The organism is Kineococcus rubinsiae (assembly GCF_011839805.1).
Lineage (GTDB): Bacteria > Actinomycetota > Actinomycetes > Actinomycetales > Kineococcaceae > Kineococcus > Kineococcus rubinsiae.
This window is the reverse complement of the sequence record NZ_VWPY01000030.1, coordinates 1-26,234: the sequence shown is the minus strand read 5'-3', so window position 1 is coordinate 26,234 and position 26,234 is coordinate 1. Positions and strand designations below refer to the sequence as shown.

23 protein-coding genes and 1 tRNA gene are annotated in these 26,234 nt (G+C 75.2%); 16 read left to right on the top strand and 8 right to left on the bottom strand.

Going from position 1 to position 26,234, the window contains the following annotated elements:
* The first annotated feature begins 86 nt into the window (after positions 1-86).
* A complete protein-coding gene (locus F1544_RS14535) occupies positions 87-1,115 on the top strand; it encodes a LacI family DNA-binding transcriptional regulator (RefSeq protein ID WP_167586580.1) in 1,029 nt (342 codons plus the stop codon).
* A gap of 111 nt (positions 1,116-1,226) precedes the next feature.
* On the opposite strand, the gene F1544_RS14530 is transcribed toward F1544_RS14535, so the two are convergent.
* The 3 genes from F1544_RS14530 to F1544_RS14520 all read right to left on the bottom strand — a co-directional run bounded on the left by F1544_RS14530 (position 1,227) and on the right by F1544_RS14520 (position 3,265).
* Positions 1,227-2,093, bottom strand: coding sequence for a DUF8692 domain-containing protein (locus F1544_RS14530; protein WP_167586578.1), 867 nt, complete (start codon positions 2,091-2,093; stop codon positions 1,227-1,229).
* Positions 2,094-2,225: 132 nt separating this feature from the next.
* Positions 2,226-2,957, bottom strand: a complete 732-nt coding sequence (locus F1544_RS24635; RefSeq protein WP_167586576.1) for a VOC family protein — start codon at positions 2,955-2,957, stop codon at positions 2,226-2,228.
* A 95-nt stretch (positions 2,958-3,052) separates the two neighbouring features.
* Positions 3,053-3,265: a DUF3072 domain-containing protein gene (locus tag F1544_RS14520; RefSeq protein ID WP_167586574.1), complete on the bottom strand. Its 213-nt coding sequence runs from the start codon at positions 3,263-3,265 to the stop codon at positions 3,053-3,055.
* Between the two features lie 128 nt (positions 3,266-3,393).
* Between F1544_RS14520 and F1544_RS14515 the strand changes: the two genes are divergently transcribed.
* The 9 genes from F1544_RS14515 (at position 3,394) to F1544_RS14475 (ending at position 15,129) form a co-directional block, all read left to right on the top strand.
* On the top strand, positions 3,394-4,686 hold the full coding sequence (locus tag F1544_RS14515) for an aminotransferase class I/II-fold pyridoxal phosphate-dependent enzyme (protein ID WP_167586572.1): 1,293 nt from the start codon (positions 3,394-3,396) through the stop codon (positions 4,684-4,686).
* Positions 4,687-4,700: 14 nt separating this feature from the next.
* Positions 4,701-5,357: a maleylpyruvate isomerase N-terminal domain-containing protein gene (locus F1544_RS14510; RefSeq protein ID WP_167586570.1), complete on the top strand. Its 657-nt coding sequence runs from the start codon at positions 4,701-4,703 to the stop codon at positions 5,355-5,357.
* 43 nt (positions 5,358-5,400) lie between these two features.
* Positions 5,401-7,209 carry a methionine--tRNA ligase gene (metG, locus tag F1544_RS14505; protein ID WP_167586568.1) on the top strand — a complete coding sequence of 603 codons (1,809 nt, stop codon included), beginning with the start codon at positions 5,401-5,403 and terminating at the stop codon, positions 7,207-7,209.
* Positions 7,206-8,090, top strand: a complete 885-nt coding sequence (locus F1544_RS14500; RefSeq protein WP_167586566.1) for a TatD family hydrolase — start codon at positions 7,206-7,208, stop codon at positions 8,088-8,090. Before metG ends, F1544_RS14500 begins: the two co-directional genes overlap by 4 nt.
* A gap of 276 nt (positions 8,091-8,366) precedes the next feature.
* Positions 8,367-9,539 carry a resuscitation-promoting factor gene (locus F1544_RS14495; RefSeq protein WP_167586564.1) on the top strand — a complete coding sequence of 391 codons (1,173 nt, stop codon included), beginning with the start codon at positions 8,367-8,369 and terminating at the stop codon, positions 9,537-9,539.
* Positions 9,512-10,399, top strand: a complete 888-nt coding sequence (rsmA, locus tag F1544_RS14490; RefSeq protein WP_167586561.1) for a 16S rRNA (adenine(1518)-N(6)/adenine(1519)-N(6))-dimethyltransferase RsmA — start codon at positions 9,512-9,514, stop codon at positions 10,397-10,399. The genes F1544_RS14495 and rsmA overlap by 28 nt, the downstream gene beginning before the upstream one ends.
* An 11-nt stretch (positions 10,400-10,410) precedes the next feature.
* The gene (locus F1544_RS14485) at positions 10,411-11,451 is read left to right on the top strand and encodes a 4-(cytidine 5'-diphospho)-2-C-methyl-D-erythritol kinase (protein WP_167586559.1); all 1,041 of its coding nucleotides are present in this window, start codon (positions 10,411-10,413) and stop codon (positions 11,449-11,451) included.
* 18 nt (positions 11,452-11,469) lie between these two features.
* Positions 11,470-13,311: an ABC-F family ATP-binding cassette domain-containing protein gene (locus F1544_RS14480; RefSeq protein ID WP_167586650.1), complete on the top strand. Its 1,842-nt coding sequence runs from the start codon at positions 11,470-11,472 to the stop codon at positions 13,309-13,311.
* 255 nt (positions 13,312-13,566) lie between these two features.
* Positions 13,567-15,129, top strand: a complete 1,563-nt coding sequence (locus F1544_RS14475) for a sugar transferase (RefSeq protein ID WP_244308669.1) — start codon at positions 13,567-13,569, stop codon at positions 15,127-15,129.
* A gap of 52 nt (positions 15,130-15,181) precedes the next feature.
* On the opposite strand, the gene F1544_RS14470 is transcribed toward F1544_RS14475, so the two are convergent.
* Positions 15,182-15,685 (bottom strand): MarR family winged helix-turn-helix transcriptional regulator, encoded by a 504-nt coding sequence (locus tag F1544_RS14470; RefSeq protein ID WP_167586646.1) that lies wholly within the window; start codon positions 15,683-15,685, stop codon positions 15,182-15,184.
* A 115-nt stretch (positions 15,686-15,800) separates the two neighbouring features.
* Positions 15,801-16,490, bottom strand: coding sequence for a TetR family transcriptional regulator (locus F1544_RS14465; protein WP_208971903.1), 690 nt, complete (start codon positions 16,488-16,490; stop codon positions 15,801-15,803).
* A gap of 159 nt (positions 16,491-16,649) precedes the next feature.
* Here F1544_RS14465 and F1544_RS14460 point away from each other — a divergent pair.
* The 5 genes from F1544_RS14460 (at position 16,650) to pth (ending at position 20,872) form a co-directional block, all read left to right on the top strand.
* Positions 16,650-16,721 (top strand) — tRNA-Gln (locus F1544_RS14460).
* 222 nt (positions 16,722-16,943) lie between these two features.
* Positions 16,944-18,437, top strand: a complete 1,494-nt coding sequence (gene glmU / locus F1544_RS14455) for a bifunctional UDP-N-acetylglucosamine diphosphorylase/glucosamine-1-phosphate N-acetyltransferase GlmU (RefSeq protein ID WP_373368084.1) — start codon at positions 16,944-16,946, stop codon at positions 18,435-18,437.
* Between the two features lie 3 nt (positions 18,438-18,440).
* Positions 18,441-19,418 (top strand): ribose-phosphate diphosphokinase, encoded by a 978-nt coding sequence (locus F1544_RS14450; RefSeq protein WP_167586557.1) that lies wholly within the window; start codon positions 18,441-18,443, stop codon positions 19,416-19,418.
* A 190-nt stretch (positions 19,419-19,608) separates the two neighbouring features.
* Complete coding sequence (locus F1544_RS14445; protein ID WP_167586555.1) at positions 19,609-20,268, top strand: 50S ribosomal protein L25/general stress protein Ctc; 660 nt, start codon at positions 19,609-19,611, stop codon at positions 20,266-20,268.
* Positions 20,269-20,272: 4 nt separating this feature from the next.
* Positions 20,273-20,872: an aminoacyl-tRNA hydrolase gene (gene pth, locus F1544_RS14440; protein ID WP_167586553.1), complete on the top strand. Its 600-nt coding sequence runs from the start codon at positions 20,273-20,275 to the stop codon at positions 20,870-20,872.
* Here pth and F1544_RS14435 read toward each other — a convergent pair.
* Entirely contained in the window at positions 20,823-21,914 is a 1,092-nt protein-coding gene (locus tag F1544_RS14435) for a hypothetical protein (protein WP_167586551.1), read from the bottom strand. The two genes, pth and F1544_RS14435, sit on opposite strands and share 50 nt — an antisense overlap.
* Positions 21,915-22,311: 397 nt before the next feature.
* Between F1544_RS14435 and F1544_RS14430 the strand changes: the two genes are divergently transcribed.
* Positions 22,312-23,481, top strand: coding sequence for a glycosyltransferase family 4 protein (locus F1544_RS14430; RefSeq protein WP_167586549.1), 1,170 nt, complete (start codon positions 22,312-22,314; stop codon positions 23,479-23,481).
* Here F1544_RS14430 and F1544_RS14425 read toward each other — a convergent pair.
* Both F1544_RS14425 and F1544_RS14420 read right to left on the bottom strand, forming a co-directional pair.
* The gene (locus tag F1544_RS14425; protein WP_167586547.1) at positions 23,451-24,731 is read right to left on the bottom strand and encodes a Wzz/FepE/Etk N-terminal domain-containing protein; all 1,281 of its coding nucleotides are present in this window, start codon (positions 24,729-24,731) and stop codon (positions 23,451-23,453) included. The genes F1544_RS14430 and F1544_RS14425 overlap by 31 nt on opposite strands.
* 68 nt (positions 24,732-24,799) lie before the next feature.
* Positions 24,800-26,234: lipopolysaccharide biosynthesis protein (locus F1544_RS14420; protein ID WP_167586545.1), on the bottom strand; the 1,435-nt coding region annotated here is incomplete at its 5' end.

Sequence of the window (26,234 nt, the reverse complement as noted above, 5' to 3'; positions counted from 1 at the left end):
GGGGACCACGTTGACTTTACAACGTTGGAACGCACCCTGCCCCCAAAGTCGGGGTGACGTCAAGCGCTCGGTGGCATGATGCGGCGGTGCCTGCCTCCCGTGCGACGACGCTGCGTGACGTCGCCCTCGCCGCGGGTGTCTCGATCAAGACCGTCTCCAACGTGGTGAACGACCACCCCCACGTGCGGCCGGCGATGCGCGAGCGCGTCCGCGCCGTGATCGACGAGCTCGACTACCGCCCCAACGGCATCGGCCGGCAGCTGCGGCAGGGGCGCACGGGCCTCGTCGCCCTGGCCGTGCCCAACGTGACGAGCCCCTACTACGGCGAGCTCACCTCCACGCTCGTGACCGCGGCCCGCGCGCGCGGCCTGACGCTGCTCGTCGAGCAGACCGACGGCGAGACCGAGCGCGAGCGCGAGGTGGCGGCGGGGTTCCCGGTCCGGCTCGTGGACGGGCTCGTCTTCGTCCCCCTGTCCATGCCGGTCGAGGAGCTCGCGCGCCGCCGCGACTCGACCCCCGCCGTCCTCATCGGCGAGCACGGCGACGGCTCGGGCATCGACCGCGTCACCATCGACTCGGTCGGGGTGGGTGAGCTCGGCACCCGGCACCTGCTGGAGCGCGGCCGCCGCCGGATCGCCTTCCTCGGGGACAAGGAGCCGGTCCGCTCACCCGTCGTCGCCCAGCGCGTCGCCGGCTACGAGCAGGCCCTGCGCGCGCACGGCGTGCCCGTCGACCCGCGCCTGGCGTGGGTGACGCCCGAGTGGGAGCGCAGCCACGGCTACGAGGGGACCCTGACCCTGCTCGCCGCGCACCCCGACGTCGACGCCGTCTTCGCCGCCAACGACCTGCTGGCCTACGGCGCGCTGCACGCCCTGCGCCAGCTCGGGCGTCGCGTGCCCGAGGACGTCGCCGTCCTCGGCGTGGACGACGTCGAGCAGTCGCGCTACACGTCGCCGACCCTCACGTCGATCGCCCTCGACCGCGCTGTGATGGCCGACCTCGCGCTGGGGCTGCTCGTCGACCGCCTCGCGGGCGTCGAGGGGCCGCCGCGGCTGCTCACCGCGACGCACCACCTCGAGGTCCGCGAGAGCACCGCGGGGACCGGCCGGGCCTGACCCCGCTCACCCGGGCCCGCCGGTCGGGGGCCGCGGGCGGGGGTCGACGCACAGCGGCCGCGCGGCCGGACCCGGGGGTCCGGCCGCGCGGCCGACGAGGTGCAGGGGTGCTCAGGCGCGGACGTGCCGGCCGACGGGGGCACCCGCGACGATCGGTAGCGCGGTCGGCGAGGAGCGCCGCTTCTCCACGGCCACCGTGGTGACGGCGCCGAGGAACAGCAGGGCACCCAGCATCTCCAGGCCCTCCTCGAGCCCGACCACGAAGGCGTAGGGGACGTCGTGGACCACGACGGTCTCGCTCACCTGGGGGGTGCCGCCGTCGGTGACGACGGTGGTGGTGACGGGGACGGCGGCCGCGTTGTAGAGCGGGGACCCGGCCATCTCCATGCCCACGGCGCCGCCGAGGTAGACGACGGCGCTGAGCACGAACGTCCAGCGCGTCACGGCGGACTGCGCCCGCAGGAACCGCAGGAAGACGAGCCCGAACACGGCGACGAGCGGCACGGCCAGGACCACCCACGCGAAGGTGAGGACGCCGGAGGTGTCCAGCAGGGCGCGCAGGGGCAGGATCGCCTGCTCGTGCAGCTCGGTCAGCTCGTCCAGGGACAGGTAGACGAAGGTCGCCGAGAGCAGGCGCCAGTGCCGGTGCCACGGGGAGCCGGCCGCCTTCTCGTGCGAGGCGAGGCGCCAGAGCCGCTCACCCGCGACGAACAGCAGGATGGTCGAGAACCAGGCGGGGACGCCCATCTCCCGGTCCACGAAGAACCACCGCTCGAAGCTGTTCAGCCCCTCGAGGTCGAGGTCGAGGCCGTACTTGAGGACCTGCGACAGCACGCTGAGCACGGAGAGCACCGCGATGACCCCGAGCAGTGCGGGCGTCCAGCGACCCGGGAGCCGGAAACCCCGGAGCAGCGTCGCGCGCGAGGCGACCGACCGGGGGTTCGCCGTCGCGTCGGCGCGCGTTCGTCCGGTGTTCACCGGGGAAGAGTGACACCCCGCGCGGCGGTCCCGCGGCGAAAGCGGTGTGAACGGGTGAATGTACTCCGCTGCGTTGCAAGGCAACTCCGGTGAGTGCCCGGAATCAGCCGGTGGGGTGGCGCCGGCCGGTCCTCAGACCTCGCCGGCCAGCACGCAGAACTCGTTGCCCTCCGGGTCGGCCAGGACGTCCCACGTCACACCGCGTTGACCGATGTCGACGGAGCGCGCTCCTGCGGCCAGCAGCTCCCGCACGACGGCGTCGCGGCCGCGCCCCCCGCGCCGCGCGCGGAGGTCGAGGTGCCACCGGTTCTTGACCGTGTGCGGACCGGCGCCCCCGACGAACTCCAGGAACGGGCCCGCGCCGCCGCGGCGCAGCGCCGGCACCGGTCCGGCTCCGGGCACGGGGTCCCAGCCGGCGGCCGCGGCCCAGAACCGGCTCAGCGCCGGGGCGTCCACGGCGGAGACGACGAGGGCCGCCACGCGGCCGGTGCCCTCGTACTCGGGGCGGGGTTCGAGGACGCAGAACTCGTTGCCCTCCGGGTCGGCCAGCACCACCCACGGCACGTCGCCCTGTCCCACGTCGACGGGCGTGGCGCCCAGGTGCAGGAGGTGCTCGACCGTCTGGCGCTGCTCGGCGGGGGAGGAGGAGTCGAGGTCGAGGTGGAGGCGGCTGCGCGTCGTGCGGGGTCCGCCGACCGGGACGAAGACGAGGGGCACGCCCGGCTCGCCCTCGGGCGGGTCCACGTCGACCTCGTGCTCGTCGCGGTAGCCGAGGCGCCACTCGAGCGCCTGCGCCCACCAGTGCGCGAGGCCCGCGGGGTCGGCGGCGTCGACGACCACGTCCACCAGCAGGCTGCCGCTCATCCCCAGATCGTGCCAGCCGCGCGGCGCGGGGTCCGGGGGAACGCAGGACCGGCCGGTGCGCGAGCGCTCCGGCCGGTCTCTTGGTCAGTCGCGGCTCAGGCCCCGCGGCCGGTCTCCTTCTGCAGCTCGTCGATCATCTCGGACGCGCGCGCCTTGTCGAGGTCGGCGGGCACCTCGCGCCCCGCCTCGCGGGCGAGGGTCTCCAGGTAGCTCTTCTGCGGTCCGGTCATGGGCTCGTCGCCCGTCACCCAGGTCTCGGGGTCCTTCTCGGCGTTCTGCGTCGGGTCCGGGGCGGTGTTCTCACTCATGCCGCGACGCTACGTCGCGCCGGGCCGCACCGCCCGTCAGGACTCGGGCCCCGGAACGGCCCCCGGACGCGCCGCGGGCGGCGCGGAGGCGCTGGGGCGGCGGTGCCCCCGGGCCGTACGGTGGAGGCGTGGAGTTCCGACGCATCCCCGGCCTGCCGCCCTACGTGTTCACCATCATCGACACGCTGAAGGTGCAGGCCCGCCGCGCCGGCCGCGACGTGGTCGACCTGGGCTTCGGCAACCCCGACATCCCCTCGCCCCAGATCGCGGTCGACAAGCTGGCCGAGGCCGCGGGCAACGCCCGCAACCACCGCTACTCCGCGAGCCGCGGGCTGCCGAAGCTGCGCGAGGCCGCCGCTGCCCTGTACCTGCGCCAGTGGGGCGTCGAGCTCGACCCGGAGACCGAGGTCATCTCGACCATCGGCGCCAAGGAGGGTTTCAGCCACCTCATGTGGGTGCTGCTGCAGCCCGGTGACGCGGCGATCGTCCCGACGCCGTCGTACCCCATCCACCTGTGGGGGCCCTACTTCGCGGGCGCCGACACCCGCCAGGTCCCGATCGGGGCCGGCACCGCGGGCGGCGCCGCCTACGTCGACGGCGTCATCGACGCGTGGGAGCAGGGCTGGCCGCGGCCGCGCGTCGTCGTCTGCTCCTTCCCGCACAACCCGACGACCGCGACGGCCGAGCTGGCCGACCTGCAGCGGCTGGTGGACTGGGCGCGCGAGCGCGACGTCGTCGTCGTGCACGACTTCGCCTACGCGGACGTCGCCTTCGACGGCTGGCGGCCCCCCTCGATCCTGCAGTGCGAGGGCGCGAAGGACTGCGCCGTCGAGCTGTACTCCATGACCAAGTCGTTCTCGATGGCCGGCTGGCGGGTGGCCTTCCTGGCCGGCAACCGCGAGGTCGTCGGGGCGCTGGCGAAGCTCAAGAGCTACCTGGACTACGGCACGTTCCAGCCCGTGCAGATCGCGGCCACCGTGACGATGAACGAGGCCGCCGGCTACCCCGCCGAGGTCAACGCCGTGTACGAGTCGCGGCGCAACGCGCTGGTCGAGGGCCTGGCGCGCATCGGCTGGGACGTCCCCGCGCCGCGCGGCACGATGTTCGTGTGGGCGCCGATCCCGGCGCCGTACGCGCACCTCGGCAGCATCGAGTTCGCCAAGCTGCTCGTCACCGAGGCCGACGTCGCCGTCTCGCCGGGCGTCGGGTTCGGCGCCGGCGGCGAGGGCCACGTCCGCTTCGCCCTCATCGAGAACGAGCAGCGGATCGCCCAGGCCGTGCGCCGGATGCGCGCCGCCCTCACCGAGCTGGGCGCGGGTGGTGCCGAGCCTGGAGCCGGCTCCGTCGCGGGGACCGTCGGGGACGAGGGGACCGCCGGGGAGCAGGACGAGCCCGCCGCCCGGGCCGTCCCCGCCCCGTGAGCGCCGTGAGACCCGTGAGACCCGGGCCGGAGCCGGCGCCCGACGTGCCGCCCGGCGACGTCGTCACCGCGGCCCACGCCCTGGGCGCGCTCGCCGAGCGCCCCGACGACGACGCGCGCTGGGAGGGTCCCGCCCGGCCGACCCGCTGGAGCGCCGCCCGCAGCGTCAGCCACGTCGCCGACGCCCTCCTCTTCTACGCCGCGCTCGTCGCCACGCGGGCCACCGGCCCGCGCTCCCCGCTGCGCGAGGGCCGGCCGGTCGCGCCCGCCGAGCAGCTCGCCGACGTCGCGGGCGCCGCGGCCGTGCTCGCCGCGGCCCTGCGCGACCTGGGCGACGAGCGGGCCTGGCACCCCAGCGGCCTCGCGGACGCCGGCGGGTGGGCCGGGATGGCCGTCACCGAGGTGCTCGTGCACGGCCGGGACGCGGCCGGGGCCCTCGACGTCCGCTTGGAGCTGCCCGCGGACGTCTGCGACCGCACGGTGCGCCGCGTCTTCCCGTGGGCGGCGCCCGCCCTGGCCTCGGCCGGGCCCGCCGACGTGCTGCTGGCCGTCACCGGGCGCGCGGACCTGCCCGGCATCGAGCACGACCCCGACTGGTGGTGGCACTCCGAGCCGCTCGCGCACTGGGACGGCGCCCCGCGCCGGCGCTCCCGCCCGCCGCACTGGCACTGACGGCCCCGGACGCGTCCCTCCGGCACCGCCCTAGGATCGCTGCATGACCCACGTCCTCTCCGCGGTGGCCTGGCCCTACGCCAACGGCCCCCGTCACCTCGGCCACGTCGCCGGCTTCGGCGTCCCCTCCGACGTGTTCAGCCGGTACATGCGGATGGCGGGTCACGACGTCCTCATGGTCTCGGGCACCGACGAGCACGGGACGCCGATCCTCGTGCAGGCCGAGCAGGAGGGCGTGACGCCCCAGGCGCTCGCGGACCGCTACAACCGGGTCATCGCGGAGGACCTGCACGGCCTGGGCCTGGCCTACGACCTGTTCACGCGCACCACGACCGCCAACCACTACTCGGTCGTGCAGGAGATGTTCCGCACGGTGCACCGCAACGGGTACATGGTGGCGAAGAAGGCCATGGGCGCGATCTCGCCGTCCACGGGCCGCACGCTGCCGGACCGCTACGTCGAGGGCACCTGCCCGATCTGCGGCTTCGACGGCGCGCGCGGCGACCAGTGCGACAACTGCGGCAACCAGCTCGACGCGATCGAGCTGAAGAACCCGCGCAGCCGCATCAACGGCGAGACGCCGCTGTTCGTGGAGACCGAGCACTTCTTCCTCGACCTGCCCGCGCTGGCCGAGGCGCTGGGGGAGTGGCTGGCCGGGCGCAGCGAGACGGGCCGCTGGCGGCCCAACGTCCTGAAGTTCTCCCTGAACCTGCTCGAGGACCTCAAGCCGCGCGCCATGACGCGCGACATCGACTGGGGCATCCCCGTCCCGCTGCCCGGCTGGGAGGAGAACCCGGCCAAGCGGCTGTACGTCTGGTTCGACGCCGTCATCGGCTACCTGTCGGCGTCGGTGGAGTGGGCGCGCCGCACGGGGGACCCGGACGCCTGGAAGGCGTGGTGGACCGACCCGTCCGCGGAGTCGTACTACTTCATGGGCAAGGACAACATCACCTTCCACTCCCAGATCTGGCCCGCGGAGCTGCTCGCCTACGACGGCAGGGGCGCGCACGGCGGCGAGCCCGGACGGTTCGGCTCGCTGAACCTGCCCACCGAGGTGGTGGCCAGCGAGTTCCTCACCATGGAGGGCAAGCAGTTCTCCTCCAGCCGGGGCGTGGTCATCCACGTCCGCGACGTGCTGGCCCGCTACCAGCCGGACGCGCTGCGGTACTTCATCTCCGCGGCCGGCCCGGAGAACAACGACTCCGACTTCACGTGGTCGGAGTTCGCGACCCGGACGAACTCCGAGCTCGTCGCGGGCTGGGGCAACCTGGTCAACCGCACCGCGAGCCTCATCGCCAAGAACCTCGGGGCGATCCCGGCCGCGGGGACGCTGACCGACGCCGACCGGACGCTGCTCGCGGCGACCGAGGCGGGGTTCGACTCGGTCGGCACCCTCATCGGCTCGCACCGCCAGCGCGCCGGGGTCGCCGAGGCCATGCGCGTGGTCGGTGAGGTGAACAAGTACCTCACCGAGCAGGAGCCCTGGAAGATCAAGAACTCCGACCCCGAGCGGATGGCCACCGTCCTGCACGTCGCGGCGCAGGCCGTCTCCGACTGCCGGACGCAGCTCTCGCCGTACCTGCCCGCGTCCTCGCAGGCCGTGCACGAGGCGCTGGGCGGCACGGGCACGGTGTCGCCCATGCCGCGCCTGGAGGAGGTCACCGACCTCGACGACGGCCGGCCCTACCCGATCCTCACGGGCGACTACCGCCGCGGCGAGACGCTGCCCGCGTGGGGCCGCGTGCCGATCGTCCCGGGGACGCCGGTCGCGGCCCCGACGCCCGTCTTCACCAAGCTCGACGTCGCGGCGGTCGTCGAGGAGGAGCTCGCTCGCCTGCGGCCGGCGGAGTGAGCGACGCCGTCCCGCGCTCGCGCGTCGGCAGCGACGAGGGGGGCCGGCGGCGCGACCTCGAGCGCCCGCCGGCGCCCGAGCCGCTGTCCGTGGAGGTCGTGGACAACCACACCCACCTGGACATCGCCGACTCCGACGACGACACCTCGGTCGAGGACCTGCTCGCGGCCTCGGCGGCCGCGGGCGTGCCCCGCGCGGTGCAGATCGGCTGCGACCTGCCCGCCGCCCGCTGGACGGTCGAAGCCGTCGACCGCCACCCGCAGCTGCTGGGCGGGGTCGCCCTGCACCCCAACGAGGCGCCGTCGCTGGCCGCGGCGGGCGAGTTGGACGCGGCCCTGGACGAGATCCGCGAGCTCGCGCGCCACCCCCGCGTCCGGGTCGTCGGCGAGACCGGGCTGGACTACTTCCGGACCCCGCCCGAGGGGGTGGCGACCCAGCAGGAGTCGTTCCGCCGCCACATCGCGATCGCCAAGGAGCTGGGCCTGGCCCTGCAGATCCACGACCGGGACGCCCACGACGACGTCCTGCGGATCCTCGCCGAGGAGGGCGCGCCCGAGCGCACCGTCTTCCACTGCTTCTCCGGCGACGCGGCCATGGCCCGGACGTGCGCGGACGCGGGGTACTTCCTGTCCTTCGCGGGGACGGTGACGTTCAAGAACGCCGAGCCGCTGCGCGAGGCGCTGCGGGCCGCGCCCCGGGACCGGATCCTCGTGGAGACCGACGCGCCGTTCCTCACGCCGACGCCCTTCCGGGGCCGGCCGAACGCGAGCTACCTCGTGCCGATCACGGTGCGCAGCATGGCGAACACTCTCGGTTGCGACCTCGACGAGCTGTGCGGCGCCCTCGCCGCGAACACCGAGGCGGTCTACGGAACCTGGTGACCGTCGGTGATCTGCTGACGTGGGGCCGCGGCGATCACGGGAACTTGTCGGCGGGGTCTCGGGCGGGTTACGGTCCCGCCCAGTCGGCCGGGGTCGAGACCATCCGGGTGACACGCGAGGCGGAGCAGGCGCGACCGGAGACGGTCCCGCGGTGCCCCGTGTCCCGGGGGAGGGGTCCGCCCGGGATGTCCGAACCGTCGTCCCCGCGCCTGCGGGGAGGTCCTCGGCTGCGCGTGCGCCCGTCTCGTGCCCGGGACCATCGTCGCTAGGAACCCCGTGGCTCCCACGCTCTCCGCCAAGCTGCCCCGCTCCCGCACCGCGCGCCTCGTGGCCGGCGGCACCGCCCTGGTCGCCGTCGTCGGCGGCACGGTGGCCTTCACCACCTTCGACAAGGACGTCACGCTCGACGCCGACGGCGCCACCTCGCAGGTCAGCACGTTCGCGGGGACCGTGGGCGACGTTCTGGATGCCGAGGGCGTCACCGTGGGCCCGCACGACATCGTCGCGCCGGCCGCCGACGCGAAGCTGACGGACGGCGCCGAGATCGTCGTGCGCTACGGCCGCGAGCTGACCCTCACGGTCGACGGGAAGCAGCAGGTCCTCTGGACGACCGCGCACACCGTCGACGACGCGCTGGCCGACCTCGGGGTCCGCGCCGACGGCGCCAAGCTCTCCGCGTCGCGCTCCGAGCCGCTGGGCCGCCAGGGCCTCGCGCTTGACGTCGTCACCCCGAAGCCGGTCACCGTCGTCGCCGACGGCGCCGAGCGCCAGGTCACCAGCACCGCGAAGGACGTGGCCGGGCTGCTGAGCGAGACCGGCGTGAGCGTCCGCGAGGGCGACGAGGTCTCCGCACCCGTCACCGACGCGGTCACCGCGGGCCTGCGCCTGCAGGTCGTGCGCATCGACCGCAGCCAGAGCACCGAGGTCGTCGACCTGCCCCACGGCAGCCGCACCGAGAAGACCGACGCCCTCTTCACCGGGGAGCGGAAGGTCGTCACTGAGGGCGTCGACGGCTCCAAGACCGTGACGTTCGACGACGTCACCCGTGACGGCGTCCGCGCCCAGCACGACGTCGCCGGCGAGGTCGTCGACGTCGCCCCGGTCGAGGAGGTCGTGCAGGTCGGCACCAAGGCCAAGCCGGCCCCGGCGCCCGCGCCCGCGCCGAAGGCCGCCTCCTCGTCCTCGGGCGGCGGCAGCGCGCCCGCGACGGGTTCGGACGGGCTCAACTGGGGCGCCCTGGCGGCCTGCGAGTCCGGCGGCAACCCGCGCATCGTCTCCAGCAACGGGCTGTACCACGGTCTGTACCAGTTCAGCGTCAGCACGTGGCGCGCCGTCGGCGGCAGCGGGCTCCCGAGCCAGGCGTCCGCGGCGGAGCAGACCAACCGCGCGCAGATCCTCTACCAGCGCTCCGGCCGGGGCCAGTGGCCCGTGTGCGGGAGGAAGCTCTGAGCTTCCTGCTCACCGCGTCCGACGTCCGGGAGCTCGCCACCCGCCTCGGGGTGCGCCCGACCAAGACGCTCGGCCAGAACTTCGTCGTCGACGCCAACACGGTGCGGCGCATCGTCCGGGTCGCCGGGCTCACCGCGGACGACGTCGTCGTCGAGGTGGGCCCGGGCCTCGGCTCGCTGACGCTCGCGCTGCTCGAGGCCGTCGACCGGGTCGTGGCCGTCGAGATCGACCCCGTCCTGGCCGCGGAGCTGCCGCGCACCGCGGCGGGCCGCGCCCGGGAGGGCACGCAGCTCGAGGTCGTCACGGCCGACGCGCTGCGCGTGGAGGAGCTGCCCGGGCCGCCGCCCACGGCGCTCGTGGCGAACCTGCCCTACAACGTCGCCGTGCCGGTCCTGCTGACCATGCTGTCGCGCTTCCCGACGCTGCGCCGGGGCCTGGTCATGGTGCAGTCCGAGGTCGCCGACCGCCTCGTCGCACCGCCCGGCAGCCGCACCTACGGCGTGCCCAGCGTCAAGACGGCCTGGTACGCGTCCGCCGTGCGCGCCGGCTCCGTGCCGCCCCCGGTGTTCTGGCCGGTGCCCCGCGTCGACTCGGGCCTCGTCGCCCTCACCCGGCGCGAGCCGCCCGTGACGACCGCCTCCCGCGAGGAGGTCTTCGCCGTCGTCGACGCGGCGTTCGCTCAGCGCCGCAAGACGCTGCGGGCCGCGCTGGCCGGCTGGGCCGGGTCGCCCACCGCCGCCGAGGAGGCGCTGCGGGCCGCGGGCGTGGACCCCTCCGAGCGCGGCGAGCAGCTCGACGTCGCGGACTTCGCCCGCATCGCCGCGACCCGCGCGGCGGGCGGGGGCGCGGTCGGCCCGTAGGCTGGGCCGACGTGCCGAGTCCTGCTCCCGGCGCGGCCGTCACGGCCCGCGCCCCCGCCAAGGTCAACCTGCTGCTGCAGGTCGGCCCGCGACGCGACGACGGCTACCACGACCTCCTGACCGTCTTCCAGGCGCTGTCGCTGCACGAGGACGTCCGCGCCAGCCTCGCCGAGGGGCCTGCCGGCCGTGTCCGCGTCACGGGCACCGACGGCACGGACGTCAGCCGGGTCCCGCTGGACGGCTCCAACCTCGCGGTGCGCGCCGTGCGCCTGCTCGCGGAGCGCACCGGCACCGGGGGCGCGCTCGACCTGCACCTGCACAAGGGCGTCCCCGTGGCCGGGGGCATGGCCGGAGGCTCGGCGGACGCCGCCGCGGCGCTCGTGGCCGCCGACGCGCTGTGGGGCACCCACCTGGGGCTGGAGCAGCTGGGCGAGCTGGCCGCGGAGCTCGGCTCGGACGTCCCCTTCGCGCTGCACGGGCGCACCGCGGTCGGCACCGGCCGCGGTGAGCGGCTCGTCCCCGTCATGACGACGGCCACCTTCTCCTGGGTCCTCGTCACCTCGCCCGTGGGCCTGTCGACCCCCGCGGTGTTCCGCGAGTTCGACCGGCTGACGGGCGACGGCGGCAGCGACCTGGGCGACGTCCGGCGGTTGCGGGCCGTCGAGACCGCCCTGCGCGCGGGCGACCCCGCGCAGCTGGGCGCCGCGCTGCACAACGACCTCGCCGAGGCCGCCCTCTCGCTGGCCCCGCACCTGGCCGGGACGATGGAGGCCGGTCGAGCGGCCGGGGCCATGGCCGCCGTCGTGTCGGGCTCCGGCCCCACCGTGGCCCTCCTGGCCGAGTCCCCGGCGGCTGCCGCGGACCTCGCGGCGGCGCTGACGGACCGCCACGGCGCGCAGCACGTCCGCACGGCGTCCGGTCCCGTCCTGGGGGCGCACGTCCTCGAGGCCGTCCGCGCCACCGCGGTGACCGACCAGGGCGCGCGCGACGCCGGTCCCGCCGACGTCCGCACGAGCCCGCCCGCACCCGAACGCTCCGAGGGAGACGACTGAACCGTGGCCAACCCGAACCTGACGAACCTGGTCAGCGCGGAGGCGCTCACGGTCGTGCACGGCTCCCGCCTGCTGCTCGACCACGTGTCCCTGGGCCTGTCCGAGGGCGACCGCACGGGCGTGGTCGGCCGCAACGGCGACGGCAAGTCGACGCTGCTGCGGCTGCTGGCGAAGCGGCAGGAGGCCGACTCCGGCCGCGTGACCCACACCGGCGGCCTGCGCCTGGCGATGCTCGAGCAGGGCGACCCGCTGCCGCCGGGCGCGACCGTGCGCGAGGCCGTGCTGGGTGACGCCCCCGAGCACGCGTGGGCCTCGCAGTCGCGCGTGCGCGACGTCGTCTCGGGCCTGCTCGGCGGGCTCGACGCCGCCGACGTGGGCGGGCTCGAGGCGACCATCTCCACCCTCTCGGGCGGGCAGCGCCGCCGGGTGGCGCTCGCGGCGCTGCTGGCCGGCGAGCACGACCTCGTGATCCTCGACGAGCCGACCAACCACCTCGACGTCGAGGGCGTGGCCTGGCTCGCGGAGCACCTGCGCACCCGTTGGGCGCCCGGCCAGGGCGCGCTGCTGGTCGTCACCCACGACCGGTGGTTCCTCGACGCCGTCTGCGAGCGCGTCTGGGAGGTCCACGACGGGGTCGTCGACCCCTACGAGGGCGGGTACGCCGCCTACGTCCAGACCCGCGCCGAGCGCGCCCGCGTGCAGGCCTTCACCGAGGAGCGCCGGCAGAACCTGCTGCGCAAGGAGCTCGCCTGGCTGCAGCGCGGCGCCCCCGCGCGCACCAGCAAGCCGCGCTTCCGCATCGACGCCGCGACCGCGCTGATCGCCGACGAGCCGCCGCCGCGCGACACCGTCGCGCTGGCCCGGATGGCGACCACCCGCCTGGGCAAGGACGTCGTGGACCTCGAGGACGTCACGCTGGCCTTCGGCGAGGGCCCGCGCCGGCGCACGCTGCTCGACCACGTCACGTGGCGGCTGGGCCCGGGCGACCGCGTGGGCATCGTCGGGGTCAACGGCGCGGGCAAGTCCTCGATGCTCGCCCTCGTCACGGGGGCGCTGCAGCCGGACGCCGGGCGGGTCAAGCGCGGCTCGACCGTCGTCGTGGCCCAGCTGACGCAGGAGGTCCGCGAGCTCGACGAGGTGGCGGACCTGCGCACGCTGGAGGCCGTGGAGCGCGTCGCGGGCCACGTCCGCCTGGGCGACCGCGACGTGCCGGCCGGTCAGCTGCTGGAGCGCCTGGGCTTCACGGCCCAGCGGGCCTGGACGCGCGTGGGCGACCTGTCCGGTGGCGAGCGCCGCCGCCTGCAGCTGCTGCGCCTGCTGATGGGCGAGCCCAACGTGCTCCTGCTCGACGAGCCGACCAACGACCTCGACACCGACACGCTCGCCGCCGTCGAGGACCTGCTCGACGGCTGGCCGGGCACGCTCGTCGTCGTCAGCCACGACCGGTACCTGCTGGAGCGCGTCACCGACCGCCAGGTGGCCCTGCTGGGCGACGGCACCGTGCGCGACCTGCCCGGCGGCGTCGAGGAGTACCTGCGCCGGCGCGCCGAGGCCAAGGCCGGCGCCATCACCGACGCCCGCACGCAGGCCCGCAGCGCGACCGCCGCGGCCTCGGCGTCCGCCTCGGCCGCCGGGGCGCCCGACGCCGCGGCGGTGCGCGCCGCCCGCAAGGAGATGGGCCGGGTGGAGCGCCAGCTCGACAAGGTCGCGAAGCGCGAGGCGCAGCTGCACGCCGCCATGGCCGAGCAGGCGACCGACCACGAGGCCGTGCAGTCCCTCGACGTCGAGCTCCGCGGCCTGGCCGCCGAGCGCGAGCAGCTCGAGGAGTCGTGGCTGGAGGCGTCTGACCTCGTGGAGTGAGCGCCCGGGCGCCCGGGGGGTGAATCCGTCACCCTCCGTGAGGCCCGTTGACCCGATCGTCAACCCCTACCCGCCATCTGGTGCGAACGGGGGAGATCCGCCCCGTTTCGGGCCCTGCACCTTGCGGGGGCCCGGTGCGGCCCCCCTACTGTGTGCCTCGCAGGGGTCGGTCGCGGGGGCGATGACCACAGCAGGCCCGCCGGTCCACCGGTGGGCTCGCACCACTGTCCAGGGGGGACATTGAGCATCAGCGACTTGCCCGGAACCACGTCCGACGTCGGTGAGCTGGAGGACGAGCTCCTCGGGACGTCGCCAGCCGACGCAGACGCCCTCCGCCGTGAGCGGCTCCTCCTCCCGCGCCAGCGCGTGGCCCTCGGCACCGCCGAGCGCACGCCCGCCTGGCAGCGCAACTACGTCCAGCAGATCGTCGCGGTCGACGCGGTCGCCGCGGCCTTCGCCGCCTTCGTGGGCTTCTTCGCCCGCTTCAACGGCCAGCCCGCCGACCTCACGACCACCCCGGGACGCGCCGTCATGGCGTGCGCCGTCCTGCTGCCGGTGATCTGGGTGATGGCGATGGGCGCCTTCCGCACCTACGAGCCCCGCTTCCTGGGCGTCGGGTCCGAGGAGTTCCACCGCGTCTTCTCGGCCGGCCTGGCCGTCGTGGCCCTCCTCGGGACGACCTCGTGGGCCCTCGACCTCGACATCGCCCGCGGCTACGTCGTCGTCGCCTTCCCGATCGCGATCCTCCTGACGCTGGTCGGGCGCTACGCCACCCGCAAGCGGCTGCACGAGCGCCGCGCGCGCGGGGAGGCGGGGCAGACCGTCGTCGCCGTCGGCCACCGCGCCGCCGTCGCGAGCATGGCCCGCCAGCTGCACCGCGCCTCCTACCACGGCATGCGGATCGTCGGGGCGTGCGTGCCCGGCGGCAAGGGCACGCCGGAGCAGGACGCGGAGCTCACGGCCCTCGGCATCGAGGTCATCGGCAGCCTCGACGAGGTCCGGCACGCCACCGCCAGCGTGGACGCCGACGTCGTGGCCGTCACGGCCTGCCCCGAGCTCGACGGGCCGGCCCTGCGCCGCCTCGGCTGGGAGCTGGAGGCCACCCGCGCCGACCTGGTCGTCGCGCCCGCGCTCACGGAGGTCATCGGGCCGCGCGTCGCGATCCGCCCCGTCTGCGGGCTGCCGCTGCTGCACGTCGAGCGCCCCGAGCTCACCGGCATGCGCCGCTTCGCCAAGACGACCGTGGACCGCACCTCGGCCGCGATCGCCCTGCTCCTGCTCAGCCCCGTCCTGGCCGGGCTGGCGCTGCTGATCAAGCTGGACTCCCGCGGCCCGGTCTTCTTCCGCCAGGAGCGCATCGGCAAGGACGGCAAGCCGTTCACGATGTACAAGTTCCGCTCGATGGTCACCGACGCGGAGAAGCTGCTCATCGACCTGCGCGACGCCACCGACGGCAACGGCGTCCTGTTCAAGATGAAGGTCGACCCCCGCATCACCCGCGTGGGCCGCGTCATGCGCCGCTACTCCGTCGACGAGCTGCCGCAGCTCATCAACGTGCTGCTGGGCAACATGTCCCTCGTCGGGCCGCGGCCGCCGCTGCAGCGCGAGGTCGACACCTACGGCCTCGACATGCGCCGCCGCCTGCTGGTCAAGCCCGGCCTGACGGGGCTCTGGCAGATCAACGGCCGCTCGGACCTGGACTGGGACGAGTCGGTGCGCCTGGACGTCCGCTACGTCGAGAACTGGTCCTTCACGTTCGACTTCATGATCCTCTGGAAGACCGCCGGCGCGGTCTTCAAGGGTCGCGGCGCCTACTGAGCCGCACGCCTGCACGACACCGCCCCCGCCGTCCCCGACGGCGGGGGCGGTGTCACGTCCGGGGCCTCGGGGCTGGGTGGGTCTCGTCCGCGGCCTCGAAGGGGGCCGCGACGCGCCGCAGCAGGGCCGCGAGGGCGTGGCGCTCCTCCGGCGCGAGGACGCCGAGCATCCGGTGCTCCGCGCGCACCAGGTCCGCCAGTGCCGCGTCGACCGCCTCCGCCCCGGCGTCGGTGAGCCGGACCCGGACGCTGCGGCCGTCGGCCGGGTCGGGCCGGCGCTGCACGAGCCCGCGCGTGACGAGGCGGTCGACCCGGTTGGTCATGGTGCCGCTCGTGACGAGCGTCTGGACGAGCAGCTGCCCGGGGGAGAGCTCGTGCGGCGCGCCGGCCCGGCGCAGCGCCGCGAGGACGTCGAACTCCCAGGTCTCGAGCGCGTGGGCGGCGAAGGCGTCGCGGCGCAGGCGGTCGAGGTGGCGCGCGAGGCGGGCGACGCGGGAGAGGACCTCGAGCGGGTCGACGTCCAGCTGCGGCGCCTCGCGGCGCCACGCGGCGACGATCCGGTCGACCTCGTCCGCCGCGGCGGTGCGCTGACGACCGGTCTGCCCAGGACCGGCCTGCCCAGGACCGGCCTGCTCGGGACCGGTCTGCTCGGGATCGGGCACGTCCCGGACCCTAGTCGGCGTCCCCGCCGCGCCCGGCTGCGGCGCCGGGAGCGTGGGGGGAGGGGAGGCGGGAGGACAGGCCGCTCGGGGACAGCGCGGGGGAGCGCTCGAGGCCCGACAGGCCGTTCCAGGCGAGGTTCACGAGGTGCGCCGCGACCTCCTCCTTGGGCGGCTCGCGGGTCTCCAGCCACCACTGCCCGGTCATGGCGACCATGCCGACCAGCATCTGCGCGTACATCGACGCCGTCTGGGGCGGGAAGCCGCGCGCCGCGAAGGCGTCCACGAGGAGGTACTCGACCTGCCCCGCGACGTCGGAGATGAGGCTGGCGAAGTTGCCGGTGGCCTGGGCGACGGGGGAGTCGCGCACGAGGATGCGGAAGCCGTCGGTGGAGCCCTCGATGTAGTCGAGCAGAGCGATGGTCGAGCGCTCGAGCAGCGTCCTCGGGCTGCCCCGCCCGGACAGCGACCGGGCGATGCTGGACAGCAGGGAGGCGATCTCGCGGTCGACGACGACGGCGTAGAGCCCCTCCTTGCCGCGGAAGTGCTCGTAGACGACGGGCTTGGAGACGCCCGCGGCCGCCGCGATCTCCTCGACCGTGGTGCCCTCCACCCCGCGCTCGGCGAAGAGGTGGCGGCCGATGCCGATCAGCTGCTCGCGCCGCTCGCCACCCGTCATGCGGGAGCGGGGGCGGGGCGGCATGCGCCCATCCTGCCGGTCGGGGCCCCCGCCGGTGGCCGCGGGCGGCGGGTCGCGCGAGGTGGCGGGGTGCGCGCGGCGGCCGGACGCGGTCCGGGAGGGGCCGCCCGCGCGGGGCTGGCAGGATGGTCGGCGTCGGGGCCCGGCTCGCCGGGTCCGCCGTCCCGGGTGGTGTAACGGCAGCACGGCGGCCTTTGGTGCCGTCCAGTGGGGGTTCGAATCCTCCCCCGGGAGCAGACGGGTGGTCTCCCCGCCGACGGGGGACCGAACGTCCGGCGGTTGTTCGGCAGCGGGCACGGGGGCCGTTATCCTCGGGTCCGGGCCGCGTCCACCGGTCCGTCCTCCGACGCCCCCGAGCCCGCGAGGAGCGCCCAGCGCGTGAGCACCCCCGCCCGATCCGCCGTCCCCGCCGTCGCCGACGCCGGCAGCACCGACCCGTCGCCGCAGCCGGGCGGGGTGGCCGCCGTCGTCGTCCTCGCCGCCGGCGAGGGCACCCGGATGAAGTCGTCGCTGCCCAAGGTCCTGCACCCCCTCGGCGGTCGCCCGCTCGTCCAGCACGCGCTGGCCGCGGCCCGCGCCGCCGGCCCCGAGCACCTCGTCGTGGTGCTGCGCCACCAGGCGGAAGCCGTCGCCGCGCACGTCGCGGCCGCCGACCCGGACGTCCTCACCGCCCTGCAGGACGACGTGCCGGGCACGGGCCGCGCCGTCCAGTGCGGCCTCGAGGTCCTGCCCGCCGACCTCACGGGCACCGTCGTCGTCACCTACGGCGACGTCCCCCTCCTCTCGGGCGCGACCCTGCGCCGCCTCGTGGCCGCGCACGCCGAGGCCGGCAACGCTATGACCGTGCTGACCGCGGAGGTGGCCGACCCGACCGGGCTGGGCCGCGTGCTGCGCGACGCGGGCGGCGTGACCGCGATCGTCGAGCAGAAGGACGCCTCCCCCGAGCAGCTGGCCGTGCGCGAGGTCAACTCCGGCGTCTACGCCTTCGAGGCCGCGTCGCTGCGCTCGGCGCTCGCGCAGGTGGGCCGCGACAACGCGGCCGGCGAGGTGTACCTGACCGACGTGCTGGCGCTCCTGCGCGCGGCGGGCGGGCGCGTGCAGACGCTGCCGGTCGAGGACGAGTGGGAGATCCGCGGCGTCAACGACCGCGCGCAGCTCGCCGACCTAGCCGGAGAGGCCAACGCCCGGACCCTGCGCCGCTGGATGCTCGCCGGCGTGACCGTCGTCGACCCGCGCACCACCTGGGTCGACGCCGACGTGGTCCTCGACCGCGACGTGACCCTGCTGCCGGGCGTCCAGCTGCACGGCGGCACGCGGATCGCCTCGGGCGCGGTCGTCGGGCCGGACACCACGCTGACCGACGTCGAGGTCGGCGAGGGCGCGAGCGTCACCCGCACCCACGGCAGCGACGCCGTCATCGGCGCCGGCGCCACCGTCGGGCCGTTCGCGTTCCTGCGGCCCGGGACCCGGCTGGGGGAGGACGGCAAGATCGGCACCTTCGTGGAGACGAAGAACGCCGACATCGGCCGCGGCTCGAAGGTGCCCCACCTGACCTACGTCGGGGACGCCACCATCGGCGAGCACTCCAACATCGGCGCCTCGTCGGTGTTCGTGAACTACGACGGCGTCACCAAGCGCCGCACGACGGTCGGCAGCCACGTCCGCACCGGCTCCGACACGATGTTCGTGGCGCCCGTGACCGTCGGCGACGGCGCCTACTCCGGCGCCGGCACGGTGATCCGCAAGGACGTGCCGCCGGGGGCGCTGGCCATCAGCGTCGCGCCGCAGCGCAACCTCGAGGGCTGGACCGCCTCGCACCGCGCGGGCACGCCCGCGGCCGACGCCGCCGCCCGGGCCCTGGGCGCCGGCGACGCCACCGAGACCAGCACCACCGCCACCAGCGCACTCGGCAGCGACCGAGACGGCGACCACGACCGCAGGGAGAACTGACCCATGACCGGCATCACCACCACGGGCGAGAAGCGGATGGTGCTCATCTCCGGGCGCGCGCACCCGGAGCTGGCGGAGGAGGTCTCCCACGCCCTCGGCGTCGAGCTCGTCCCGACGTCGGCCTACGACTTCGCGAACTCGGAGATCTACGTCCGGTTCGAGGAGAGCGTCCGCGGGGCCGACGCGTTCGTCATGCAGAGCCACACGGCGAACGTCAACCAGTGGATCATGGAGCAGCTCATCATGGTCGACGCGCTCAAGCGCGCCTCGGCCAAGCAGATCACCGTGGTGGCGCCGTTCTACGGCTACGCCCGCCAGGACAAGAAGGGCCGCGGCCGCGAGCCGATCTCGGCCCGCCTGATCGCCGACCTGTTCAAGACCGCGGGCGCCGACCGGATCATGTCGGTCGACCTGCACACCGCGCAGATCCAGGGCTTCTTCGACGGCCCCGTCGACCACCTCTGGGCGCTGCCGCTGCTGGCCGACTACGTCGGCAAGCGCGTCGACCGCTCGAACATCACCATCGTCTCGCCCGACGCGGGCCGCGTGCGCGTCGCCGACCTGTGGTCGGACCGCCTGGGCGCGCCGCTGGCGATCATCCACAAGCGCCGCGACCCCACGGTCCCCAACCAGGTGAAGGTGCACGAGGTCGTCGGCGACGTCCGCGGCCGCACCTGCGTCCTGGTCGACGACCTCATCGACACCGCGGGCACGATCGTCCAGGCCGCGGAGGCGCTGAAGGCCAACGGCGCGGCCGACGTCATCGCGACCTCGACCCACGCCGTGCTGAGCGGCCCGGCCGTGGACCGGCTGAAGAACTCGCCGATCTCCGAGCTCGTCGTGACCAACACGCTGCCCATCTCCGAGGCGCAGACGTTCCCGCAGCTCACGGTGCTCTCGATCGCGCCGCTCATCGCGCGGGCCATCCGCGAGGTCTTCGACGACGGGTCCGTGACGTCGCTGTTCGACGGCCACAGCTGAGCCGTCCCCGCGGAGCCGGTGCGCGCTGCGCGGGTGGAGGGGCGACTGCCGTCCAGGGTTAGACTGGGCGGCAGTTGCCTCGGCGAGGGAGAGCGTGCGCGCCTCCGTGATCGACGCGGTGGACGCCGTAGCGCGCCCTCCCGAGGTGTGCCAGCGACCGCCGCCCGAGATCGAGACACCAGGAGCCCCCGTGGCCGAGACCCGCATCCCCGCCGAGCAGCGCACCGAGTTCGGCAAGGGCGCCGCCCGCCGCATCCGCCGCGCCGACAAGATCCCCGCCGTCGTCTACGGCCACGGCGAGGCCCCGATGCACGTGACGCTGCCCGGCCACGCGACGATGCTGGCCCTGAAGCACTCCAACGCGCTGCTCGACATCGACCTGGGCGACGCGCAGCACCTCGTGCTCCCCAAGGACGTCCAGCGCGACCCGATCCGCGGCACCATCGAGCACGTCGACCTCATCGTCGTGCGCCGCGGCGAGAAGGTCACCGTCGACGTGCCGCTGCACCTCACGGGTGAGGCCGCTCCCAGCACCGTCGTGCAGCAGGAGCTCACCACGGTCTCCGTCGAGACCGAGGCCACCCACATCCCCGACGCCGTCGAGGTCTCCGTCGAGGGGCTCGAGGCCGGCACGCAGATCGCCGCCTCCGACGTCACCCTGCCCGAGGGCACCACCCTCGTGACCGACCCCGAGGCCCTGGTCGTCGTCATCAGCGCCCAGGTCACCGCCGAGCAGGCCGAGGCCGAGCTCGAGGCCCTCGAGGCCGAGGCCGGGATCGTCCGCGACGAGCCCACGACGGACGAGGAGTCCACCGAGGCTCCCGCGTCCGACGAGTCCAGCGACTCCTGAGCCGGTGACGGAGGGGACCTGGCTCGTCGTCGGCCTCGGCAACCCGGGGTCCGAGTACGCCCGCACCCGCCACAACGTGGGGCAGGCCGTGCTCGACGAGCTCGCGACGCGGGCCGGGTCCTCCTTCAAGCGGCACCGCTCGCAGGCGCGGGTCGCCGAGGTCCGCCTCGGCACCCTGCCCGGCGGGGCGCCCGGCCCGCGGGCCGTGCTCGCGGCGCCGACGTCGTACATGAACGTCTCCGGCGGCCAGGTCTCCGGGCTCGCCCGGTACTACGGGGTCGACGTCGAGAACCTCGTCGTGGTCCACGACGAGCTCGACGTCGACTTCGGTGCCGTCCGGCTCAAGCGCGGCGGGGGAGAGGGCGGCCACAACGGCCTGCGCTCGATCTCGCAGTCGCTGGGCAGCAAGGACTACGCGCGGGTGCGCGTCGGCATCGGCCGCCCACCCGGCCGCCAGGACCCGGCGGACTTCGTGCTGAAGGAGTTCTCGACGACGGAGAGGAAGGAACTCCCGTTCCTCCTCTCCGACGCCGCGGACGCCGTGGAGCTCCTGCTCACGCAGGGGCTGGAGCCCGCCCAGCAGCGGTTCCACTCGCCCGCCTGACCAGGACGTTGCTGACGCGGTAGCCCAGGATCCGCTGGAACTGGTGCAGGCCCGTCGGCCAGCCGAACGGGCTGTTGACGATCATCGTGGTGGCGCCGCCCGCGATGGCCTGCTCCACCAGGTGGGTGTGCAGCAGGTAGCGGGCCGCGCTGGCCCCCTTGTCCTGCTCCACGGCGACGAGGAAGCGCATGAGCGCGACCTGCTCGTCGACGAGGACGAGCCCCACCGCGACGAGGTCGCCGTCGGCCGAGCGGGCCGCGAACCAGCGCGGGTGGTCGCCCCGGAGGTTGGCGTCCTCGGCGAGGGAGAAGCCGCGGGCCGCCTCGAGCTCGGCGATCGCGCCCCAGCGCTCCTCGGGGGTGAGCAGCTCGGTGCAGGTGAACCCGGCGCGCTTGGCCTGGTTCAGGCCCGTGCGCAGGGCCTGGCGCGGGCGCCCGCGCAGGTACTCGGGCAGCTCGGCCGGCAGGGCCAGGACGGACTGCGCGACGCGGGGCAGCGAGACGCCCGCGACGCTGCGGCCGAGGAAGCGCCAGGCCTCTGCCCCGACGGGGGTGTCCGACAGCGTGACCTCCACGCGCGGCAGGAGGGCGAGCAGCCGCAGGGTGACCGCGGAGTCGTCGGGCCGGCGGACCGTCACGCCGAGGCGGCGGAGCTTGCTGGGCGGCGTCTGCACGTCGGAGAGGAAGGCGGCGGCGCGGACGAAGTCGGCCCCGCCGAACTGCAGGACGGCCGGGTCCTCGCGCGTGGCGCGCAGCCCGCGGACCGTGGTCACGACCTCCCGGCTGCGCGCGAGCAGGCCGCGCCGCGGGGCGGCGTCCGTGCGCGCCACGGCGCCGGTGTCAGGGCCCTTCGCGGTGTCGTGGTTCGCGTCGGCGACCGGGACCGCGGGCCGGGTCGCCCGGCTGCGCTCGCGGTCGCCGTGCTCGCGGTGGGAGTCCCCCTGGGCGGTGCCCCCGTGCGTGGTGTCTGCCCGGTGCCGAGCCCCGGACCCCCCCGGTCGTTCCTGCGTCTCCGTCGTGGCGTTGTCGCCTCGGTCCAGCACGCTGCTTCCCCTCCACCGTCACTCGCTGCGCCGGCGGCGGCACGAGCGCGGACGGGTCATCCCCGGTCCGCGCGCAGTTCCCCCCGCTCGGCCTCATGACCAGGACGTCGGCGCACCCAGACCCCCTCGGCACGCCACCCCCCGGTGACCTGGACCTCGCCGTCCAGCACTGCACCTCACGGTGCGGAGGGATCCTGTCACGGAATCCTGTGCGCCCGTGGGCCAACCCCCCGAAAGGGGGTCGGCTCGGAGGCGTTCCGGCGCGGGGTTCACCCGTGCGGGTGACCGTCGGCGGCCGTCGTCGCAGGCTGCAGTCGGTGGACACGGTCGCCGTTAGAGTTCTGACCTCCAGCGACGTCACGTCCGCGTCGTCGCCCAGAACGAGGAGCGTGCAGTCGTGGCTGACCCCGTCGAGGTGGGTCCGGACCGGATGGGTCCAGATCAGGTGGGTGCGGACCAGGTGCTCGTGGACGGGCGTCGGCTGACGATCGTGCACGTGCTCAACGACGTCGAGGACCTCGGCAACGGCATCAACAACAGCACGGTCGAGCTGGCCTGCGCGCAGCGCGCGCTGGGGCACGACGTGGTCGTCGCGAGCGCGGGCGGCGGCCAGGTGGCCCTGCTGGAGCGCTACGGCGTCCGCCACGTCGTCCTGGTGCAGGAGCGCACCCCGGCGTCCCTGCTCGGCGCCCGGCGCCGCTGGGCGAGCCTCGTGCGCAGCCTGCGCCCCGACGTCGTGCACGTCCACAACCTCACGGGCGCGGTCCTCGCCGGGGCCGGCCTGCGCCGCCCGTACGTCCTGATCGCGACGCTGCACCTGGAGGAGAAGAAGGGCGTCGGCGCGATGGCGCTGGCCGACCGCGTCATCGCCTTCCACGACGCCGCGCGCCTGCGCAGCCTCGTGCCCGGCCGCGGCGACCGGCAGCTCGACGTCCTGCGCCAGGGGATCCTCGGCGGCGCCCGCTCGGCCGCCGACGACGCCTCCGTGCCCGACGTGCAGCACCCGGCCGTCGTGACGGTCTGCGGGATGTACGAGCACAAGGGCGTCTACGACCTGCTGCAGGCCTTCGAGGCCGTGCTCGCGGAGGTCCCCGCGGCGCACCTGTACTACGTCGGCGGCGGCCCGGACCGCGACGAGCTGCAGCGCCGGGTCGACGCGACCTCCTACGCCGACCACGTCCACGTCGTCGGCTTCCACCCCCGGCCCGCGCCCTGGCTGCGCGCCGCGGACGTCTTCGTCCTGGCCAGCCGGCGCGAGGTGGCCGCGCTGGTGCTCGCGGAGGCCCGCAGCTTCGGCCTCGCACCCGTCGCGACGCGCGCGGGCGGGATCCCCACCCTCGTCGAGCACGACCGGTCGGGCCTGCTCAGCGAGCCCGGTGACGTCGAGGCCCTCGGCGGCCACATCGTGGCGATGCTGACCGACGAGGACCTCGCGAAGCGGCTGTCGAGCTCGGCCGCCGAGGGTCTGGACGACCTGACGATCCGGCGCTTCGCCGTCGACGTCCTGGGCGTCTACGGCGAAGCGCTCGCGCAGCGTCAGGGAGCGGTGGCCACGGCCTCGCGCTGAGTGGTGGCGTGCGTGCCCTTGGTGCGCGCACGCTGCCCGACCAGCACGACCTCGGCGCCCTGCGCCTGCCAGCCCGACGCCGCGGCGTAGGCGGCCTCGACCTCGCGCGTGGAGCTGCGCCGCTGGGTGCCGACGAGCAGCACGGCGTCGGCGGCCCGGGCGTAGGCCACGGCCGGGAAGGGCCGGCCGGCCACCACCGGCGGGGCCAGCACGACCACGGCGTCGACCTCGCGCAGCAGCGCGGTCAGCGCCCGCTCGATCTCCGCGCCCGTCGCGGTCGACACGCGCAGCGGGTGGGTGCCGGCGTGCAGCATGCGCACGGTGTCGCGCCGCGGGACGGCCGCGACCGCGACGGGGGCCCCGTCGATGAGGTCGCTCAGCCCGGGGCGGGGCGTCTCGGGCACGCGGCCCAGGTCGACGACGGCGACGCTGAGGCCGGCCTGGACGAGGGTGCCGGCCAGCTCGCTGGCGAGGTCGGCCGCCGTGTCGGCGTCGGCCGGGGTGCAGGCGGTGAGCAAGAGGGTCTGGCCGTCGCCGCGGTCGCCGCTGAGGAGCTGGCGGTAGAGGGCGACGAGCGCCTGCGCGTCGTCCTGGGTGTGCCCGCGGCGCTGCAGCCACGTGGTGTGCTCGAAGGAGGACAGGTCGAGCAGGTCGCCGGGGCGGCGCAGCGTCGAGTTCATCCGGGCCACGAGCACGGCGGCGGCGAGGCCGACGACCAGGCCCACGACGAGGCCCATGACCACGAGGACCGGCGGCGTCGGGAAGCCCGCGGTCTCGGGGAGGTTGGCGGGCTCCACGATCTGCAGCAGCAGGGTCGCGGTGGCGTCGGTGCGCCCCTCGAGGGCGGCGGCGCGCTGGATGATCAGCTGCGCGGCGGCGTTCGCCTCCGCCTGGGCGAGCGTGGCGGAGTCGGCCTGCGCGGTGACGGCGAGCAGGACGGTGTTGTCCTTGATCTGCGCGGTGAGCTCGGGCTTCTCGGCCGCGCCCGTCGTCGTCTGGACGGTCCGCTCGAAGCTCTCGCCCTGCACGAGCTCCGCGTACGTCTGCGCGCGCTGCTCCAGGAAGCTGGAGCTGCCGAAGACGTCCGCGGCCGTGGCGGTGGGCGCCAGCGACACGTAGATCTGGGTGGTGGACGCGTACGTCCGGGGCAGGAGGGTCGCGGCCGCGATGCCGGCGCCGAGGCCCGCCAGCAGGCAGACCACGACGATCCACGCGCGGCGCCGCAGAGCCTTCAGCAAGATCGATCCCACGGTGCTCGCACTCTCCTGGTGTTCGGGGTCTGGGGCGGGGGTCCCGGCGGCCAGCCGGGTCGGGGTGCTCAACGCCGGCGCACCATGCGCAGGACGGAGGACGCGAGGAAGGCCGCGTCGGCACGGCGGGGCACGACGACGTCGCGGATGCGCTCGCCCGTGAGCCGCCGGAAGAGGACGAGCATGAAGACGCTGCCCGTCAGGTACGAGGCCAGGCTGCCCCACGCGGCCCCCATCCCGCCGAAGGGCGCGATGAGGCCGATGCTGAGGACGGCGACCACGAGGCTCGCGGCCTGCGCCGCGGACTGCGCGCCGGGCCGCCCGAGGGCGCTGATGGACCCGCCCAGGAACAGGTTGAGCCCGGAGAACATCGACGCGCCGAGCAGGACCACGGCCATCGGCACCGCGCCGGCGAACTCGCTGCCGAACAGCAGCGGGATGAGGAACGGGGTCGCCGCCATGCCGAGCACGACGGGGACGCCGATCGCGAGCAGGGCCAGGCGGCAGGCGCGGGCCGCGATCCGGGCGTCGCGGGTGGCCGCGACCTCCGTGAGCAGCAGCCGGCGCAGGTCGCCCAGCAGCATGGTCGGGACCTCGGCGAGGGCGACCGCGACGACGTACAGGCCCAGCTGGCTGGCGCCGGCCAGCGGCAGCATCACCGTCTGGTCCAGGCGCAGCACGATGAAGACGCTCAGCTCGCCGCCCCAGGCCCGCGAGCCGTAGGCGACGCCGGAGCGGGCGATCTCGTTGGCCTCCCGCCAGCGGGCCCTCGGCCGCGACAGCGCCACGAGCGCCGTGCACTGGGCGACGAGCAGGACGCCGACCTGCGCCCACGCGCCGCTCGTCACGGTGAGGGCGCCGCCGACGGCCAGCCCCAGCAGCACGGCCAGCCGCGACAGCCCGGAGATCCACCGCTCGGCGGCGAGCAGGTCGTAGCGACCCTCACCCACGCGCGTGGCCTGGATGATCGACAGGGCCATCGCGGGTACCAGCGTCAGGCCCAGCAGGCGCAGCAGCTGGATGCCCTCGGGGAACCTGGCCAGCAGCACCGGGGCCAGCAGCCACAGGACGGCCGCGCCGAGCGCGCCCGCCGCGGCGCCGAGGCCGCCGAGGACCAGGGCCACGTCGCCGGGCCGGCGGCCGCGGCGGGCCACGAGGTAGGCGGCGCCGTCACCGAGGCCGAAGGACAGCAGGTACGGCACGAGCGCCACGGGGGCCAGGACGGCCGACAGGTGACCGCGGCCCTCCAGACCCAGCACGCGGGCGAGCAGCGGGCCGGTCGCCAGGGAGACCAGCGGCAGCACCCCGGCGGCGAGCAGGAGGTGCACGACCGAGCGCACCTGGCTCGGGCGCTCGGTGGCGGGTGCGTCGGCGGGTGCGCCGTCGGGTGCGGGGGTCACGGCGGTGGAGGCCGCCGGGGCCTCGGGTGCCTCCGCGTCGCGGGGCGCGTCCGGCGCCCGGGTGGCGGCCGCCTCGGCCGCCGCGTCGCGGCGGGTGCGCACG